A 17,650-nucleotide genomic window follows, 5' to 3' on the forward strand; every position below is an offset into this window, starting at 1 on the left:
AGTAACATTTAGTTATATAAATATTGATTTTAATCAATATTGTTTAACTCCCTCTCTACAAGCCATACATTTCCCTATAAAACGTAAATGATAAGCGATAAGATCATTCTTTAAAGTGTTGACCTTAAGCTTTTTTATTGTGGTTTCCCTTCTCAACAACAAGTTAGCGTATGAACGAATATCGTATTAAAAGTATTGTTAAAAGCTTAGCCAATATAAACAGTGCTAATTTCTTCCATGACATTTGTTTATCATTGAGTAAAGCGATTAATGCTGACTTTGTCTATATTGCATCATTAGATGATAACGACACATTGGCAACCACTATTGCTTTAGCTAGCCAAGGAAAGATCATTGAAAATATTTCTTATTCTTTGCCTAATACGCCATGTGAACAGATAGTTAATTCATTAATTTGTACCCATCGCTGTAATATTCAGCAACGATATCCTAATGATGCACGATTAATTGATATGAGTATTGAAGGCTATGTTGGCGTTCCTCTTAAAAATGTAGAGGGAAATATTGCCGCTATTTTAGTTGCTCTTTTTCAAGAACCTATTTCTAACACCAATGAAATCGAAACATTATTCCTGTTATTTTCCGGGTTTATTGAAAGAGAGTTACACAAAAAATCTTACTCTGAAAAGTTGGAGTTAACGAATACTATTATAGAAAATAGCCATGAAGCTATTTTAATTACTGACGCACACACTCGTATTATTCATACCAATAAAGCTTTTAGTAAAATTACTGGTTATCACATCGATGAAGTGACAGGGGAAACGCCAAAGTTTTTCCAATCGGGTCATCATGACAAACACTTCTATCAAAAAATGTGGTCTCAGTTAAAACGTCGAGGACACTGGCAAGGAGAAATTTGGAATAAGCGAAAAAGTGGCGAAATATACCCTGAATGGCTGTCCATAAGTACTATTTATAACAAAGTAAATCAAGTGACTCACTATGTGTCTTTTTTTTCAGATATTACGCAACAAAATAAAGATAAAAGCAAAATAAAGCGCCAGTACTACTTTGATTCGTTAACGAAACTCGCTAATAAAAAAATGTTATTTCAACAAGTTGATCAAGCCATAAAGCAAAATTGCCAAGAACCGCAGAACATACAATCTTTATGTGGATTACTTGTTATGGATCTTGATCTATTTAAACATATTAATAACACCTACGGGCATGCCTTTGGCGACAAGCTATTAAGGCTAGTCGCTAATCGTTTGAAATCACTTATACGTGCCACTGACACCGTAGCAAGAACAAGTGGTGACAGTTTTGCCCTTTTTATTAAAAACCTGCCGGATGAGCAAGGAGCGCAGCGTATTGCTGAGAACATAAAGAAATCTTTCTCAGATCCGTTTCACTTAGACGGTATCACCACAAGTTGTTCGCTCAGTATAGGCATTGCACTATTTCCACATGATGAAAAAAATGCAGCAGGTTTATTTAAAAAAGCGGAACAAGCGATGTTTGATGCAAAAGATAATGGCAGAAATTCATTCCGCTTTTTCACCTCAAATATGGAAGAAAGTGCCGCTCGAATTTTAAAGGTGAAAAGTGAACTTGAAGAGGCGATTAACAGTAATAAACTCGATGTCGTATTTCAGCCTATAATTTCATTAAAAACACAATTATGTACCAAATTTGAAGCCCTTGTGCGCTGGAATAACAACGGGACTTGGGTGTCACCTACTGATTTTATTCCTATCGCTGAGCACTTTAACTTAATTGATAAAATAGGTGATATTGTGCTAAAGAAATCTTGCCAAGTACTTAAAACCCTTAAAAACGCGGGTTTTACTGATATTATTTTTAATATAAATCGTTCTATTTATGAATTCCCCATAGATGAAGCCAATAACAATTTATGGTTAAATGTTATCGAGGCGTCGGGTCTATCACCCAGTGATATTTGCTTTGAATTAACGGAGAGTGTATTAGCACCAGAAAACGGCAACAATATATCTTTATTAAAAAGTATCCAAGATGCTGGTTGTAAAATAGCGCTTGATGACTTTGGTACGGGTTACTCATCGTTAAGCTATTTAAGGCGTTTTTCTATTGATATTCTAAAAATAGACAGAAGTTTTATTAAAGAAATGACGATGGTTAAGGATGACAAAACACTTGTAACAGCCATTATTACAATGGCAAAAGCATTAGGTATTGCCGTGGTCGCTGAAGGCGTCGAAAAAAAAGAAGAAGTAGAAATATTAACAGAGCTCGGTTGTGACTTTATCCAAGGGTACTATTTCTCAAAACCTTTGCCTGTTCAAGCATTAGAGATTTTTTTAAAGAAATTCAGTTTTACCCACCCTCTCACTTAAAATGCCAATAATTAGATGACAAGGCTGAAGTAACTTCAGCCTTGTCATCTTTAATAACACATTATTTTACCTGGGCTAACGCTTGCTTTGCTAATTCAGTAATTTTAGGCCAGTCTTTATTTTTTATGATCTCGTCAGTAACCAACCAAGAGCCACCACAACAAGCAACATTTGATAGAGCTAAATAATCATTAACGTTACTTAAATTTATGCCACCCGTTGGGCAAAAGAGAATATCGGGGAATGGCCCCCCCATTGACTGTATTGCTTTAACACCGCCAGAGGCTTCTGCTGGAAAGAACTTTAAATGATCATAGCCAAAATCAATGCCATCCATCATTTCTGAAATCGATGAAATTCCAGGGATAAGTGCAATATTACCTTCGTTGCCTGCTTGTAATAAGTCTTTTGTTAAACCTGGGCTTATCGCAAACTTAGCACCAGCTTCTTGGCAACGTTGGAGCATTTCTCGGTTAGTCACCGTTCCTGCACCGACACAAGCTTCAGGTAACTCTTTAGCAATGATTTTAATGACATCAAGTGCTGCTGGAGTTCGTAAAGTCACTTCTAAGACTTTTATACCTGCAGCAAGGAGTGCTTTGGCAATAGGTAATGCATCTTCAACATCTTTGATAACAAGAACAGGTACTATTGGCCCCATAGCGAAAATGTCTTTTGGCGATAGTTGCCAAGTTTTTGTTATGGTCATGATTTACATTTGTCCTTTCATTGAAGATAATTGTTGACGAATATAGGCTGATGCCCCTATTAAACCAGGTTGAGCTTCAGTGATCACATACGTCGGAATATTGTTAATAAAACTCGATAGTCGGCCTTTCGCGTCAAAACGCTGCCTAAAACCACTATCCTTGATAAAATTGATAAAACGAGGAACAATACCTCCAGCAATATACACACCACCAAAACACCCTAATGTTAAGGCTAAATTACCCGCGAAACTGCCTAAAGTCTTACAGAATTGCTCTAATGCTTTTTCACAGAGTGGACAGGAACCCTCAATCGCTTTTGCTGATATTTCTTCAGCGGATAATTTGTGCTTAGGCAGGTTGTCAATCGACAAAAAAGCTTGATAAATTTGCTCTAACCCTCTGCCACAAAGTAATTGTTCATATGAAATTCTATGCTGTTTTAGGTCAAGTAAATAATTTAATATTTTAATTTCATTAGCGTCAATGGGAGCAAAATCAACATGCCCGCCTTCACCTCCTAAACAACACCAACCATCACTGGTCGGTACTAAATTAGCGACGCCTAAACCGGTTCCAGGCCCACAAATAGAAATTGGTTTACCTGCAATAGCAACCCCCTCACCAATCTGTACTTTTTGTGAGTTGTTAAGTAAAGGTACGGCATGAGCAATTGCTGTATAATCATTAATTAAAAATAACTGGTTTATATTTAATTCATTTTTTAAAGCCGATTGAGAAAATGTCCAAGGTAAGTTGGTCATGGTAATTTGATCATTCTCTACCGGGCAGGCAATAGCTAAACAAGCGTTTAACGTTTTTCCGTCACATGCATGTGACGATAAATAAACGCCAATAACATCGGCTAAGCTGTCATATTTGTCGCACTGATAAGTGTTAATGTCAGACGTTGTTCCGTCGTCGTTAACCAGACCAAATCTGATATTAGTACCACCAATGTCAGCAACTAAATTGATGGTTGATTCACTCATGACATTTTTCCGGCTACATCAGTTTCATCAAATAATGAACAAGCACCTGTTTCAGCTGTACTTAAGTTGCGACGCATAAAACCAAAAAGCTCTCGTCCCATACCTTGATGGTGGCCATTAACTTGAAAAATAGCGTTGTTGCGTTGGGCAAGTTCTGCCTCGTCAACCATTAAGGTCAGCTCTCCGGTTTCACCATTAACAAGGATCATATCGCCCGTTTTCACTTTCGCAATCAAGCCGCCATCAAGTGCTTCGGGACATAAATGTATCGCCGCAGGTACCTTGCCGGAAGCGCCAGACATACGTCCATCTGTCACCATTGCAACTTTAAAGCCTTTATCTTGTAAAACACCAAGCGGTGGTGTTAATTTATGTAACTCAGGCATTCCTCGGGCTTTAGGCCCTTGAAAGCGAACGACAGCAACAAAGTCTTTCTCTAACTCACCCGCGTCAAAAGCCGCTTGTAATTCGTGTTGATCTTCAAAAACAACCGCGGGTGCTTTAATAACAAAACTACCTTCGCGTAGCGAAGATGTCTTGATAACAGAAACACCTAAATTACCTTTAAGGACGCGTAAACCACCCGTAGGTTTAAATGGCTGAGCAACAGTAGCAATGATGCTATCGTCAAGTGACTTTTCAACACAGTCAACCCACTTAAGCTCACCACTCTCTAAAACAGGTTTTTTAGTGTAACGCGTTAAGCCACGACCACAAATGGTTTCGACATCTTCAAAAATTAAGCCACCTTCTATCAACTCTCTAAAAAGTAGTGCCATACCCCCTGCTTCTTGAAACTGGTTAATATCAGCTTCACCGTTAGGGTATATACGCGTTAAAAGTGGAACCGCTTCAGATAAGTCATTAAAATCTTGAAAGTTAATAATAATGCCCGCAGCTTTTGCAAAGGCAATAATATGCATTGTCAGGTTAGTTGAACCGCCCGTGGCAAGTAATGCAACAATGGCGTTAACAATTGAGCGTTCATTAACCATTCTACCAATCGGCATATAGTTACCTGATTGTTGTGTTAACCGTGTGACTTGGCGTGCTGCTGCTTTAGTTAACTCTTCACGAAGCTCGGTATTCGGCGCGATAAATGAAGCGCCCGGTAAATGAAGTCCCATGACCTCAACCACTAATTGATTTGAATTCGCCGTACCAAAGAAAGTACACGTACCCGCAGAGTGGTATGATGCAGATTCAGCTTCGAGTAACTCTTCTTCATTGGCCTCACCTTTAGCATGTTGTTGGCGTACACGTGCTTTTTCTTTATTGGGTAAGCCTGAAGGCATTGGACCTGCAGGAATAAAAACGGTTGGTAGATGTCCAAAAGTCATACTGGCAATTAACAAACCAGGCACAATTTTGTCACAGATGCCAAGCATTGCTGCGCCATCAAACATATTGTGAGATAAACCAACAGCAGCAGACATCGCAATAACATCGCGACTCATTAAGCTTAAGTCCATGCCAGGTTGACCTTGGGTTACACCGTCACACATAGCGGGAACACCTGCAGCAAACTGTGCTACACCGCCTGCATCTCTGACTGCTGCTTTTATAATCGCAGGATAAACTTCATAAGGCTGATGAGCTGATAACATATCATTGTAAGCTGATACAATGGCGATATCTGAGTGATGTATACCACGTAGTGAGACTTTGTCTTCTTTACCACAAGCGGCAAAACCATGGGCTAAGTTACCACATGACAAACCAGCACGATGGACAGTTTGAGAACTTTCAGCTTCAATTTTGGCTAAGTATTTAGCGCGTGAAATTTTACTACGCTCTATAATTTCATTGGTGATCGCTAAGATTTTTTTATTCATTTTAATTGTCATATGTTACTCCGCCCAATACACTTGTGTATTGATATCTGGGTTTTGTAAAAATGCCCTTATTGGCATTTCTTTTTGGTTGTTATTTGAAAGTGCTTTCCCTAAAACGACCTTTTTACTTTCACCACATACATGTAAAATAATATTTTTACTCTGCGCTAAATGCGCATAAGTAAAAGTGATGCGAGCATTAGGAGCGGTTTGAGGAACAACTTTCATTAAGGCTACTGTGTTGTCAGGTGCTAGTGCTGCTGATATTTCATTACTACACGGAAATAAAGAAGCGGTATGACCATCTTCGCCCATGCCAAGAATAAGCACATCTAATGGCAATAAGTTACTTTTAGCATCTGCATTTAATAACGCCAGGGTTGCTTGATTAAATTCGCCGGCTTTTTTGAGATGAAAAAAACGAGCAGCAGAGGCCTTATTTTGCAATAAGTTTTCATGTACCAAACGCGTATTACTCGCCTCAGACTCAAACTCAACCCAACGTTCATCGGCCAACGTTACGGTGACTTTTTGCCAGTCAATATCTTTATTTGATAATGCGGTAAAGAAACCTTTAGGTGTAGAGCCACCAGAGACAGCAAGGCTTGCTTTACCTTTTTTACTAATAGCGTCTGATAAAATTTCAGCCACTGCCTTAGCTAAAGCATTATCTAAATCTGCTCGCTGAGCAAAATCATTTAATTGATACATAGTTATTCCCTGAAATTTATATTATTACTAAAATTTAGTTACTCAACCCACTGGCGATCATCACGAGCAATCATTGAAAGCGAAGCAACGGGCCCCCAGGTTCCTGCAGGGTAAGCTTTAGGTGCTTCATTACTCGTCTGCCAAGCTTCAATAATACTATCAGCCCACGTCCAAGCGGCCTCAACTTCATCACGACTGACAAATAATGACTGATTACCATTAATAACTTCTAGCATCAATCGTTCATAAGCATCAACAACACGCTGATTTTCATAGGTTTCTGAAAAGCTCAAATCGAGTTTATTTTCTTGAATATGCATTTGTGATGCAATACCCGGAATTTTATTCATCATTTGTAACTCAACGCCTTCATCGGGCTGCAAACGAATGGTTAATTTATTAGCGGGTAAATCTACATGGCTCTCTTTGAAAATATTGTGAGCTTGGGGCTTAAATTGCACCACAATTTCACTGTGCTTAGCTGGCATACGTTTACCTGTGCGAAGGTAAAACGGAACACCTGCCCAACGCCAATTGTCAATTTCCGCTTTTATTGCGACAAAAGTTTCGGTATCACTTTTTTGATTGGCATCTTCTTCATTTAAATACCCTGGTACAGGTAAACCATTTAAGTAACCATCAGCATACTGTCCGCGTACTGTTTTTTCTTTCACGTTCATGCGGTTAATGGGTACAAGCGCCTTCACAGCCTTTAATTTTTCAGCACGAATGCTCTCTGCACTTAAATCAGCTGGCGGCTCCATCGCTAATAAAGATAGAATTTGTAATAAATGATTTTGTATCATGTCACGCATTTGGCCTGCGTCATCATAGAATCCCCAGCGCCCTTCAATACCAACACTTTCAGCAACGGTTATCTGTACATGATCAATACTATTACGGTCCCAGTTATTGGTAAAAAGTGAGTTGGCAAAGCGCAGTACTAATAAGTTAAGTACGGTTTCTTTACCTAAATAATGATCAATACGGTAAATTTGGTTTTCATTAAAATAACGAGAAACTTGGTCATTAATAACTTTAGAAGAAGCAAGACAATTACCAATCGGTTTTTCCATAACGACACGGTCTGCGTCAGTAATAAGTGTTGCTGATTTTAAACCGTCGGTAATATCGCCATAAATAGCAGGAGGTGTTGAGAAATAATAAACGCGCGTTTCATGGCCACCTTTTAACGTGGTCGCTAAATGGCTGTACGAAGCGGTATCTTTAAAATCTAATTGTTGATAAACCAAACGGGTAATAAAACGAGCCATCACCTGTTTGTCTAAACCCTCTTTAACAAACTCGGTAAGGTTTTCAACCACAAAAGCAGTAAATTCTTCGACTGAATGGTCTTGTCTAGCAACACCTAAAATTCGGCTCTCATTGTTCAATAAGCCGGCTTGGTCTAATTGATACAAAGCAGGTAATAATTTACGACGAGACAAGTCACCAAGTGCACCAAAAATAACAATTTCACTGGCAGACTGAAGGTCTGAATTTTTCATATAACATTATCTCTTATGTTGGCTTGTTTTACTGATACCTAATAATAGCTAAAATTATGTCATCAATAAATACAGCACATATTGTAACTAAACTACATTTATCCATAATTTAACGGGTATACTCACATCAGTAAAGAACTTTTTGTAATTAAATTACATTTTAGGTATTATGAATATATATCGAGTTCAAGAGATGATTTCACTAAAAATTCTCTGCTGGTTAGCTATTTTAGGTTAAACATTAATTAAAAATTTGCTAAAAATTGCTAATGTGTTTTATATTAGCGGTAATTATGAAATAAATTTTCATTATTCTCGTGATTTAAACAGAAAATTAATTACAATTTTTGTAAAAGTAGGATTAACCGACATGAATATTTTAGAAAAAATCGCCAACGAGTTAGATACGTTCAGTAAATCTGAACGTAAAGTGGCGGAAGTAATATTATCTTCTCCCAGTACCGTTATTCATGCCAGTATCGCAGCATTAGCTAAGCAAGCAAATATCAGTGAACCCACTGTTAATAGATTTTGTCGTCGTTTAGATACTAAAGGTTACCCTGACTTTAAACTTCACTTAGCACAAAGTCTGGCAAATGGTACACCTTATGTTAATCGGCACGTCGACGAAAATGATACGGCTGATGAATATACGGATAAAATTTTTGAATCAACCATGGCAAGTCTTGAATTAGCTCGTAAAAGTTTAGATGCTAATGTGATCAACAGATCGGTTGATGTATTAACACAAGCCAATAAAATTTCATTTTTTGGGCTAGGCGCTTCTGCTGTTGTTGCACATGACGCCTTAAATAAGTTCTTCCGTTTTAATGTCCCTGTCGTTTATTTTGATGACATATTAATGCAACGTATGAGTGCTATTAATAGTCGCCAAGGCGATGTAGTGGTGGTCATTTCACACACAGGGCGAACAAAGTCACTGGTTGAAGTGGCAAGTTTAGCCAAAGAAAATGATGCGATTGTTATAGGAATAACAACCGCAGGTAGCCCTTTATCAAAAGAATGTAATATCGTTTTATCTGTTGATGTTGCTGAAGATACCGATTTATATATGCCCATGTCATCACGTATTGCGCAACTTGCACTTATTGATGTGCTAGCAACCGGATTTACGTTAAGACGTGGGACGAAATTTAGAGATAATTTAAAGAAAGTAAAAGATAGTTTACGTAGCTCACGTTTTGAGCGTAAAGACTAACTATCATTATTAATGAAGACAAACCTCGATATTTGTCTTCAACAATCACTCCATTACATAATAAGGATTAAGATGCCTAGAAGAACGAAAATTGTAGCGACCTTAGGGCCAGCCACTGATGACAAAGCCGTATTGAAAGAAGTACTAGCCGCTGGTGTAAACGTGGTTCGATTGAACTTCTCTCATGGTATTCCTCAAGATCATATTGATCGTGCTAATAACGTACGCGAAATTGCCAAAGAACTTGGAATATATGTTGGCATTTTAGGCGATTTGCAAGGCCCTAAAATACGTATTTCTACGTTTAAAGATGGCCCCATTAGATTAGCGATCGGTGATAAGTTTGAACTTGATGCGACATTAGAAAAAGGTGATGGCTGCCAAGAAAAAGTTGGCATTGATTACAAAAAATTACCACAGGACGTTATTCCTGGGGATATACTTTTACTTGACGATGGTCGTGTGCAACTAAAAGTATTAAGTACACAAGGACAGTCAGTTTTCACTGAAGTCACTGTCGGTGGGCCTTTATCAAATAATAAGGGCATTAACCGTCAAGGTGGTGGTTTAACCGCTCCAGCCTTAACCGATAAAGATAAAGAAGATATTAAGTTAGCGGCAAAAATTGATGTCGATTTCTTAGCAGTGTCTTTTCCTCGTGATGCAGCAGATATGCGTGAAGCTCGTTTATTAGCCCAAGAAGCGGGTTGTGATGCTCGTTTAGTGTCTAAAATTGAACGTGCAGAAGCGGTAAATGATGACAAAATCCTTGATGAAATCATTTTAGCCTCTGACGTTGTTATGGTTGCTCGTGGTGATTTAGGTGTTGAAATTGGTGATGCTGCATTAGTGGGTAAACAAAAACATATTATTGCTCGTAGTCGTCAATTAAACCGTGTGGTCATTACCGCAACGCAAATGATGGAAACGATGATTGAAAACCCGATGCCAACACGCGCTGAAGTTATGGATGTGGCAAACGCTGTTCTTGATGGTACTGATGCAGTTATGCTGAGTGCTGAAACTGCCGCGGGTAAATATCCAGTAGAAACAGTAAAAGCAATGGCATCTGTATGTATTGGCGCTGAAGAACATCGCTCAGTCAATATGTCAAACCATCGTAATGAACTCACTTTTTCTGAAATTTCAGAAACCATCGCAATGTCTGCTATGTATGCTGCAAATCATCTTGTTGGTGTTAAAGCGATCATATCTTTGACTGAATCAGGGCATACCAGCAAAATAATGTCGCGTATTACTTCTGGCTTACCTATATATTCTTTATCTCGTCACCAGAAAACACTTAATAAAACGGCTATTTACCGTGGTGTTTATCCTGTTGAGTTTGACTCTACCCATTTTTCAGACGAAGAATTGTCAAATGAAGTACTCAATAAAGTACTCAATAAATCAAATTTAAAAGTTGATGACATCGTTATATTTACTCATGGTGATATGATGGAAACTGTTGGTGCAACCAATACATTGAAAGTCTTAACGGTGACCAAAAAGCACTTAAGTTAATTGGGTAAAGTTAAGCAATAAATAGGTACGTTAAAAAGGTAGCACTTTAGCTACCTTTTTTTATCGGCAAAATTTACTTAAGGTAAGCAATGACGAATGTAAAAAATTTCAGTAAGATAAACGTTATGATATAACGTTAAAAACTGATTATGATGATAAAAAAGGTTGCAGTGTTAACAAGTGGGGGCGATGCTCCCGGTATGAATGCAGCGATACGTTCGGTGGTACTTGCTGCCCATCACTATAAATTACAGACTATCGGTTTTTATTCGGGCTATAACGGTTTAATAGAAGATAGTTCAACTCCCCTAACCCCAGCAAGTGTTAATGGTATAATCCACCGCGGTGGCACTATTTTAAAAAGTGCTCGCTGCCCTGCTATGCTCACAGAGCAAGGCTTAAAATTAGCCGCAGTCACACTGAAAAAGGAAGAAGTAGACGCATTAATTGTCATCGGTGGCGATGGTTCTTTTAACGGTCTACTTGCTTTAAATCAACATTGGTCAGGACATATTATTGGTATTCCTGGAACCATTGACAATGATATTGACGGCACCGATTTCACCATTGGTTTTTCTACAGCGGTCAATACCGGTATTGAAGCTATTGATAAAATACGCGATACCGCAGAAGCTTTTGAACGTATTTTTATTGTTGAGTTAATGGGCCGCCATAGCGGTCATATCACGTTTAACGTTGGCATTGCTTGTGCTGCTGAGCAAATACTTTCCTTCGAGAACTTCTCTCAAAATGATGAACAAGAAAAGCTTAGCCATTTAGCAAAAGAAATTAGCCAAGCACAGCAAAACAGGCATGCCAGTTACATCATTGTTATAGCCGAAAACCTTTGGCGAGGTGGGGCAACCGAGCTTGCAAGACAATTAAAGGAAACGGCAAACATTGACTGCACCGCGTGTATACTTGGCTATATTCAACGAGGAGGTTCTCCTGTCGCTAAAGACCGAATTTTAGCTACAAAAATGGGCGTTTCAGCGGTACAGGAACTGATTGCAGGCAATAACAAAGTGATGATCGGAGAACGTAATAATCAATTGATAACCGTGCCACTTGCGGTTGCTGTTATGCATAAAGAAAAAGTCAGTGAAAATTTAGTTTCAGCCCAAGAAAATATCCTCGCGCTAACCGCCCAGTGACGTTACCTCAACAAAAACGCCTAGATAAAAGGGAATGAATAGGCGTTTAAAATATCACAAAGTAATGAACGATAAGTTATATATCGAGATCTTTACACCATTGGCAGGCGGCAACAAACTCTTGTTGAATAAAGGTGGCATCAAGTGAATACAATTCAATTAATTGATTTATATTTTCGCCATTACCTGTTATATATTTCATTGTAAAATCAAGTAATTCACCCAACAAACCCGAGTGATCAACTAACGCGTTTTCAATTGGAATAGCCAGCGGCATTGTTTTAACAATTTCATTGATGGGCATACGTAAAATAACTTCAATGGCGCTTAATAAGCCAGTAATAAAAGCAAAATCACTGATCTCTTTGAACACACCTTCTTTTGCTAGTGAAGTCATCAATTTGGCGGTGATCAACGCTTGCTTCGATACTTCATCTGTTTTTTCTGTAGTTAACTTAGATAAAGCCAAAATAGTAACAAACTGTTTAAGTTTATCTTCGCCTAAATAAGCGGTGGCTTGTTTTAAAGAAGTAATTTCAATCCGTATTGATGTTGCAACATTGTTGACCATTTTTAATAAACCAACCGTCAAATTTACATCATGGCTGATGATAGTCGCAATAGTTTCAAAATCGAGTGGCGAATGAAATGTTTCACTGATTAAATTCAACATTTGAGCTTTTATTGGCGCAAGTGTTTGCCCTTCAACTATCTCAGGCTCGTGATAAAAGTAACCTTGATAATAGTTAAAACCGACTTCTGCTAAGGCTTGTACTTGAAAGTTGGTTTCCACCTTTTCTGCAGCAAGTTTAATGTCGTGATCTTTTAAGCGTTCAAGCACTTTATGTAAACGTTTAGGATTAACCACTTCTATGTCAACTTTGATGATTGCTATATAAGGAAATAGTACATCCCATTTTTCGTCTAGATCATATTCAGTTAGTGCAATTTTATAACCTTTTTCGTAATAAAACTTAATGATTTTAAACAAACGCTCTGTCGGCATTTTATGGCCAACAAGTTCAATAACAATCGTATTTTTATCAAACATTAACGGGTATTTGTTAACCAGACATTTTTCAGTAAAATTAATAAAAGCCAGCTTGCCCATACTAATAGAACGAATGTCACCTTGAAGATGATTTTGAATGATTAATTTTGAGCTCGCTACGTCTTGATCAATTTCAGGGAATTTATTATCAGGGCTATCTCTAAATAAAAGTTCGTAACCAATAGTGGTATGGGTTCTATCTAATATCGCTTGTCTTGCTATATAGGTGTTATGCATATATTAAAACTAAAAATGTCATTAAGTATTATTAACTTTAACATACCTTACTTTTCTTATATTTGGAAAGTAAATAAGCACTGAGCACTTAATTTATTGAGAATTTGAGCCAGTAATATGTCTTTTTGTATTTTACAAAATAAATAAGTGTAATGACCTGCAGTAAATATTTATATATTGTGATCAAGAAAGATCAATTGTTGATAAATCGCATCAGTCGCCAAATGGAAAAACTCATGATTAACATTACTGTAGGTGTCACTCGATTCGTGGTAGTTAATGTGAGTACCCACACCAAAATAAATAAACGGGATCCCTGCCTGATGAAATACTCCGTGATCACTCGACAATAACCATTTTATCCGACGGTTTCCTCTAAAGCTTTTAACCTTAAACCCCTCTCTTATTAGAATATCGAATGAATTTTGCAACGTCGTTAATTGTTCTATATTACGTTCATTGAGTAATTGATTAAAACCTCGGGTCATATAGCGTAATTTTTTTGTTCTTTTACTACCCGCCAGCATATCTAAATTTATATTCAGTTTAGTATGGCGCATAATATTGGGATGATCTTTTACAAACGCTTTAGCCCCTCTTAAGTTAAGTTCTTCGCCATCAGTAAAGAGTAAAATAATATTATGTTTTATGGGATTTTTAATAAGTTGTTGAGCGATAGAAAGTAACGCAGACGCTCCTGATGCATTATCATCTGCTCCGTTATAAATTTTGTTTCCTTTTATACCGATATGATCAAAGTGTGCAGATAAAACAATATAACTCTCGATTTGTTGGTGACCAGGGATCATCGCAATAATATTACTTCCACTCAGACGACTAAAAAAATCATGTTGATATTCTTTATTCAAAGGGAGTATTGAATGATTAACTAATTGATTAATTATATATTTTTGAGCTTTTCTATTGCCAACACTGTCAATTTTACGCCCAGCTAATTCGTCAGACGATAAGTAAGATAGATGCTTAAGCAATTGATCTTTGTTAAGTGTAATATTCGTTATATCGACGATGGAAGCGCGAACACAGCCGCTTAAAATCAGGTACATAAATAAACCTAACGTTAGTAATTTTTTAATGATCTAGCTCCTGCTTTTTTAAAAAATTCAATTTTGCTATGTATGTTACATCAATGCTATTTATCCTGTTATACAAAATAGCTTTACCCATTGCTCGTTGTGCTTTTCTATTTTCATTTAAGGCATAATAAACTTTTGCTAAACCAAAATAAAAGGCATGTTCATGTTTATTTAGTTTTATCGCTTGACGATAATAAGCTAACGCTTGTTTGTTATTGGCTAAATAAAAAGCTTGATTTGCAAGTAGGGCAAAATAATATGGATTATTTTCTCTTTGATTTTTTAGTGTTTTTCTTATGTTCGCTAACTCTTTTCTGTCTTTTAGATTATCAAGTAATAATGACATATTAGACATTGCAGTAAAGTTTTCAGGGTTAACCTCAAGTGCATATTGATAGCTTTTTTTAGCCAGGGCTAGATGGCCACTCATGCGATACAAAATACCTAAGTTTGCCCAAGCAGGACTAAAGTTTGGTGCAAGGGTCGTTGCTGCTTTAAAATAGGCATAGGCTTTAGTCAACTGCTTATTGACTAATGCTTGTGCTCCTTTATTGCTATAAAACATTGACAACACGTATGACTGACTAATAATCGTTTTAGGAAATGACGCTTTAATAACAAAGGGATCAAAATCAATCGTTAAAATGTCACTACCGAATACAACTTGAGCATGTGGACTTTTAGGCTTAGTAACCACTAAATTCACGTGACCAGTTAACATATTATAGGCACCATTTCGTACCCAATACTCAGGTATTTTAACCTCCTGAAAGTCGACTGCTAACTGAGCTTCTTTGGCTAAAGCATAGGCCATAATAGTAAGCGATAAACAGTTCGCCTGTTGATTATTATATGCACCAATAGCACTGACATTAGCCGCACTGTTATAAGCTAAGGCTACATTGTCTTGATCAAATATATGTTTAAGTAGTTTTCTTGCTCTTCTTTTTATATCCCGCTCAGTCATTAACTTTTCTTTTACCATTAGCCGCATTCGATCATCTAAAGCAAAGATGTCTTCTTTGCTTTCTACTTTTACAGCTTGGTAGTTAGGAAAGTACTCATCAAAATATAGATTTTCATTCACATAAACATTTTTATGCGCTAACTTATCACTGGTTTGACATGCCGATAACAGTAAAGTTAAAAAGAATAAACAGCTCACTTTACTGAAATTATTTATAAAAATATTCATAAATCCTCCCATAAAAATGTAATGACCTTGGTAAAAAATTCCAGTCTCTTAAAAGTATACTAGGGATCTCATATTTATTTATATTATTGAGGAATATTAGTAATCAGTAACTGTGATATTTTTTATAGAAGACTTTAGCTGGTTAGCTTATTAAACCCTAAATGGCGCTTTTGATAATGCTTGTGCTAGGGGAATATCTTGATAATAATTTGCGCGAACACTATGAATAAATTTTAGTGTTTTAAAAGCGTCAAACCAAACGTCTAACTGTTTATTAAATTGCTTTTCGCTATTATTTGTTTGTTTATTAACAAAGCTATCAAATCCAATTTCAGTTAACGCTGTACTTACTGGTGTTGAGCGTTGTTGTAACCATGTTGCTACATCAGCACGGTGATGCCACAAGTTGGAAAATGAACACAGTGTAGATTTCAATAGTATGAATATTTCTGGATGGTAATAACAATAATCTTGCTTATTCTCTTGTAAGTCTAGAATTTTTTGTACTGCGGGCCCCGTGCCAAAGGGTACTCGCTGAGACGTTCTTGCTTCAAGCGTTACAATCCCTTCTTCAATAAATTCAACATCGCCTAACTTAGCGAGTTTGTTTAATAAATAAAAGTCTTCACCTGCGCTTCTTTTTGGAAAACCGCGCGCTTGAACATAGACCTCCGCTTTAAAAGCTAAAAGACTACCAATAGTGAAAAAAGCATACGGTGAATTGGCATAATGTAAGCCGGCAACATAATAACGTAATGCGGTTTCATACAGAAAATTAGCCTGATGAACACGTTTATCATCGCTACTATGCTGAAAATTAAAACAACAAACTACCGTACTTTTATCGCGTGAGTGCAGTGCACTAAAGTAATTGTCGGGTAAATAAGCATCGGCATCACTTGAGCAAATCCATGGCTGATCTACTCTCTTTATCGAGATTAAATAAGCGCAGAGATCTGCGCCTATTTTACGGGCGAGCCCTACGCCCTGCTCTTTTTCTATGCCATGCGTAAACCTGTCAACCACTAAAAGCCAGCTCTGGCTTTGATGTACTTTAATTAATGTTAAGTTTTCATGCTGCCACGATATATCACCGCAAGAGAGTGAGTATTTGTGTAATTTTTTTTGAGGGTTAAGACTATTAACGTAGGTATTTTTTAAATCTTTGCTAAAGCGTTCAGTGATTTGAGCAGCTGAAGATTGGGCTATTGGCTCGTTGATAACGACGACCATAAGCACAGGAGACTTTACAAGTGATGAAGCTAAAAAGCGCTCAATAAAAGCGCTCGTTTCTTGATAAGCAGGGATCACTACTACGTGTTCCACCAAAAATTCGTCAGGTAAAAGTAATTCGTGCTGAATTAATACCTCAACTTCATTTGCAGCATAGCGGCTAAAATATTGGTTAAATGCTTTTGACATCAGCTTAGCCTGTTAATACTTTATCGTTAAAGCATTAATGCAGAGCTGCTCTAAATGGGAGTTTTGCACAAATTTCAGCTTCCAGCGTTAACACTTCGTCTAAACGTATATCGACTTCTTCTTTATCAAAATATTCGTATGCAAGCTCAATAAAAAGATTTTTATGCTTTTCTTCAGACTTTGCAATAGCGTCATATAAAACTTTATCTTTGCCTTCAGGTAATGCTTCAGCAATAAGAGAAAATCGTTCATAGCCTCTTGCTTCAATAACGCCAGCAACGATTAATCGGTCCATAAAAAAGACTTCAGTGCCATTGCGAAACGCCTTGCGAATTTGCGAGATATAAGGGTCTTTTGTATCTGCACCCAACTGAATTCCACGCGCATTAATTAATTTTAACACTTGTTTAAAATGAATCAGTTCTTCGATAGCTAAATCAGCCATCGCTTTAACCATATTTTTTCTATCCGGATAATGTGAGATCATAGACATTGCCATACCTGAAGCTTTTTTTTCTGCGGTAGCATGGTCAAGTAAAAAGGCATTAAAATCAGCGAGTGCAACTTGCGCCCATTCTTTGGGAGTATGGTATTTAAGTTCAAACATAATAATACTTATTATTTATTGGCAGAGGAAATTTGCCCGCTATTTTATA

Annotated in this window: 14 protein-coding genes; 4 read left to right on the top strand and 10 right to left on the bottom strand. The window is 37.2% G+C overall.

Features of this window, described 5'->3' with window-relative positions:
• Positions 1–170: 170 nt before the first annotated feature.
• Positions 171–2,342, top strand: a complete 2,172-nt coding sequence (locus H4J52_RS05985; protein ID WP_182179959.1) for a bifunctional diguanylate cyclase/phosphodiesterase — start codon at positions 171–173, stop codon at positions 2,340–2,342.
• Positions 2,343–2,403: 61 nt separating this feature from the next.
• Here the strand turns inward: H4J52_RS05985 and H4J52_RS05990 are convergent, their stop codons facing one another.
• Genes H4J52_RS05990 through zwf form a run of 5 tightly spaced genes read right to left on the bottom strand, consistent with a single transcriptional unit; the run spans position 2,404 to position 8,095 of the window.
• Positions 2,404–3,051: a bifunctional 4-hydroxy-2-oxoglutarate aldolase/2-dehydro-3-deoxy-phosphogluconate aldolase gene (locus tag H4J52_RS05990; protein ID WP_182179957.1), complete on the bottom strand. Its 648-nt coding sequence runs from the start codon at positions 3,049–3,051 to the stop codon at positions 2,404–2,406.
• A gap of 3 nt (positions 3,052–3,054) precedes the next feature.
• A complete protein-coding gene (locus H4J52_RS05995) occupies positions 3,055–4,041 on the bottom strand; it encodes a glucokinase (RefSeq protein WP_182224370.1) in 987 nt (328 codons plus the stop codon).
• On the bottom strand, positions 4,038–5,876 hold the full coding sequence (gene edd, locus H4J52_RS06000; RefSeq protein ID WP_182180024.1) for a phosphogluconate dehydratase: 1,839 nt from the start codon (positions 5,874–5,876) through the stop codon (positions 4,038–4,040). Before edd ends, H4J52_RS05995 begins: the two co-directional genes overlap by 4 nt.
• Before the next feature lie 15 nt (positions 5,877–5,891).
• Positions 5,892–6,587: a 6-phosphogluconolactonase gene (pgl, locus tag H4J52_RS06005; RefSeq protein ID WP_182179953.1), complete on the bottom strand. Its 696-nt coding sequence runs from the start codon at positions 6,585–6,587 to the stop codon at positions 5,892–5,894.
• A gap of 38 nt (positions 6,588–6,625) precedes the next feature.
• The gene (gene zwf, locus H4J52_RS06010) at positions 6,626–8,095 is read right to left on the bottom strand and encodes a glucose-6-phosphate dehydrogenase (protein ID WP_182179951.1); all 1,470 of its coding nucleotides are present in this window, start codon (positions 8,093–8,095) and stop codon (positions 6,626–6,628) included.
• Positions 8,096–8,465: 370 nt separating this feature from the next.
• Here zwf and H4J52_RS06015 point away from each other — a divergent pair, with 370 nt between their 5' ends.
• The 3 genes from H4J52_RS06015 (at position 8,466) to H4J52_RS06025 (ending at position 11,992) form a co-directional block, all read left to right on the top strand.
• Positions 8,466–9,314: a MurR/RpiR family transcriptional regulator gene (locus H4J52_RS06015; protein WP_182179949.1), complete on the top strand. Its 849-nt coding sequence runs from the start codon at positions 8,466–8,468 to the stop codon at positions 9,312–9,314.
• 72 nt (positions 9,315–9,386) lie between these two features.
• A complete protein-coding gene (gene pyk, locus H4J52_RS06020) occupies positions 9,387–10,838 on the top strand; it encodes a pyruvate kinase (RefSeq protein WP_182179947.1) in 1,452 nt (483 codons plus the stop codon).
• Positions 10,839–10,990: 152 nt separating this feature from the next.
• A complete protein-coding gene (locus tag H4J52_RS06025) occupies positions 10,991–11,992 on the top strand; it encodes an ATP-dependent 6-phosphofructokinase (RefSeq protein WP_404851848.1) in 1,002 nt (333 codons plus the stop codon).
• A gap of 76 nt (positions 11,993–12,068) precedes the next feature.
• Here the strand turns inward: H4J52_RS06025 and H4J52_RS06030 are convergent, their stop codons facing one another.
• From H4J52_RS06030 to H4J52_RS06050, 5 genes are all read right to left on the bottom strand, one after another.
• Positions 12,069–13,280 carry an EAL and HDOD domain-containing protein gene (locus H4J52_RS06030; protein ID WP_182179943.1) on the bottom strand — a complete coding sequence of 404 codons (1,212 nt, stop codon included), beginning with the start codon at positions 13,278–13,280 and terminating at the stop codon, positions 12,069–12,071.
• Positions 13,281–13,450: 170 nt separating this feature from the next.
• On the bottom strand, positions 13,451–14,347 hold the full coding sequence (locus tag H4J52_RS06035) for a M28 family peptidase (protein WP_182224371.1): 897 nt from the start codon (positions 14,345–14,347) through the stop codon (positions 13,451–13,453).
• 25 nt (positions 14,348–14,372) lie between these two features.
• Positions 14,373–15,572, bottom strand: a complete 1,200-nt coding sequence (locus H4J52_RS06040) for a tetratricopeptide repeat protein (RefSeq protein WP_182224372.1) — start codon at positions 15,570–15,572, stop codon at positions 14,373–14,375.
• Between the two features lie 150 nt (positions 15,573–15,722).
• A complete protein-coding gene (locus tag H4J52_RS06045; protein WP_182224373.1) occupies positions 15,723–16,994 on the bottom strand; it encodes a hypothetical protein in 1,272 nt (423 codons plus the stop codon).
• Positions 16,995–17,028: 34 nt separating this feature from the next.
• On the bottom strand, positions 17,029–17,601 hold the full coding sequence (locus H4J52_RS06050; protein ID WP_182179935.1) for a tRNA-(ms[2]io[6]A)-hydroxylase: 573 nt from the start codon (positions 17,599–17,601) through the stop codon (positions 17,029–17,031).
• Positions 17,602–17,650 lie beyond the last annotated feature (49 nt).

Origin of the sequence: Colwellia sp. MB02u-14 (assembly GCF_014076915.1) — a bacterium.
Lineage (GTDB): Bacteria > Pseudomonadota > Gammaproteobacteria > Enterobacterales > Alteromonadaceae > Colwellia_A.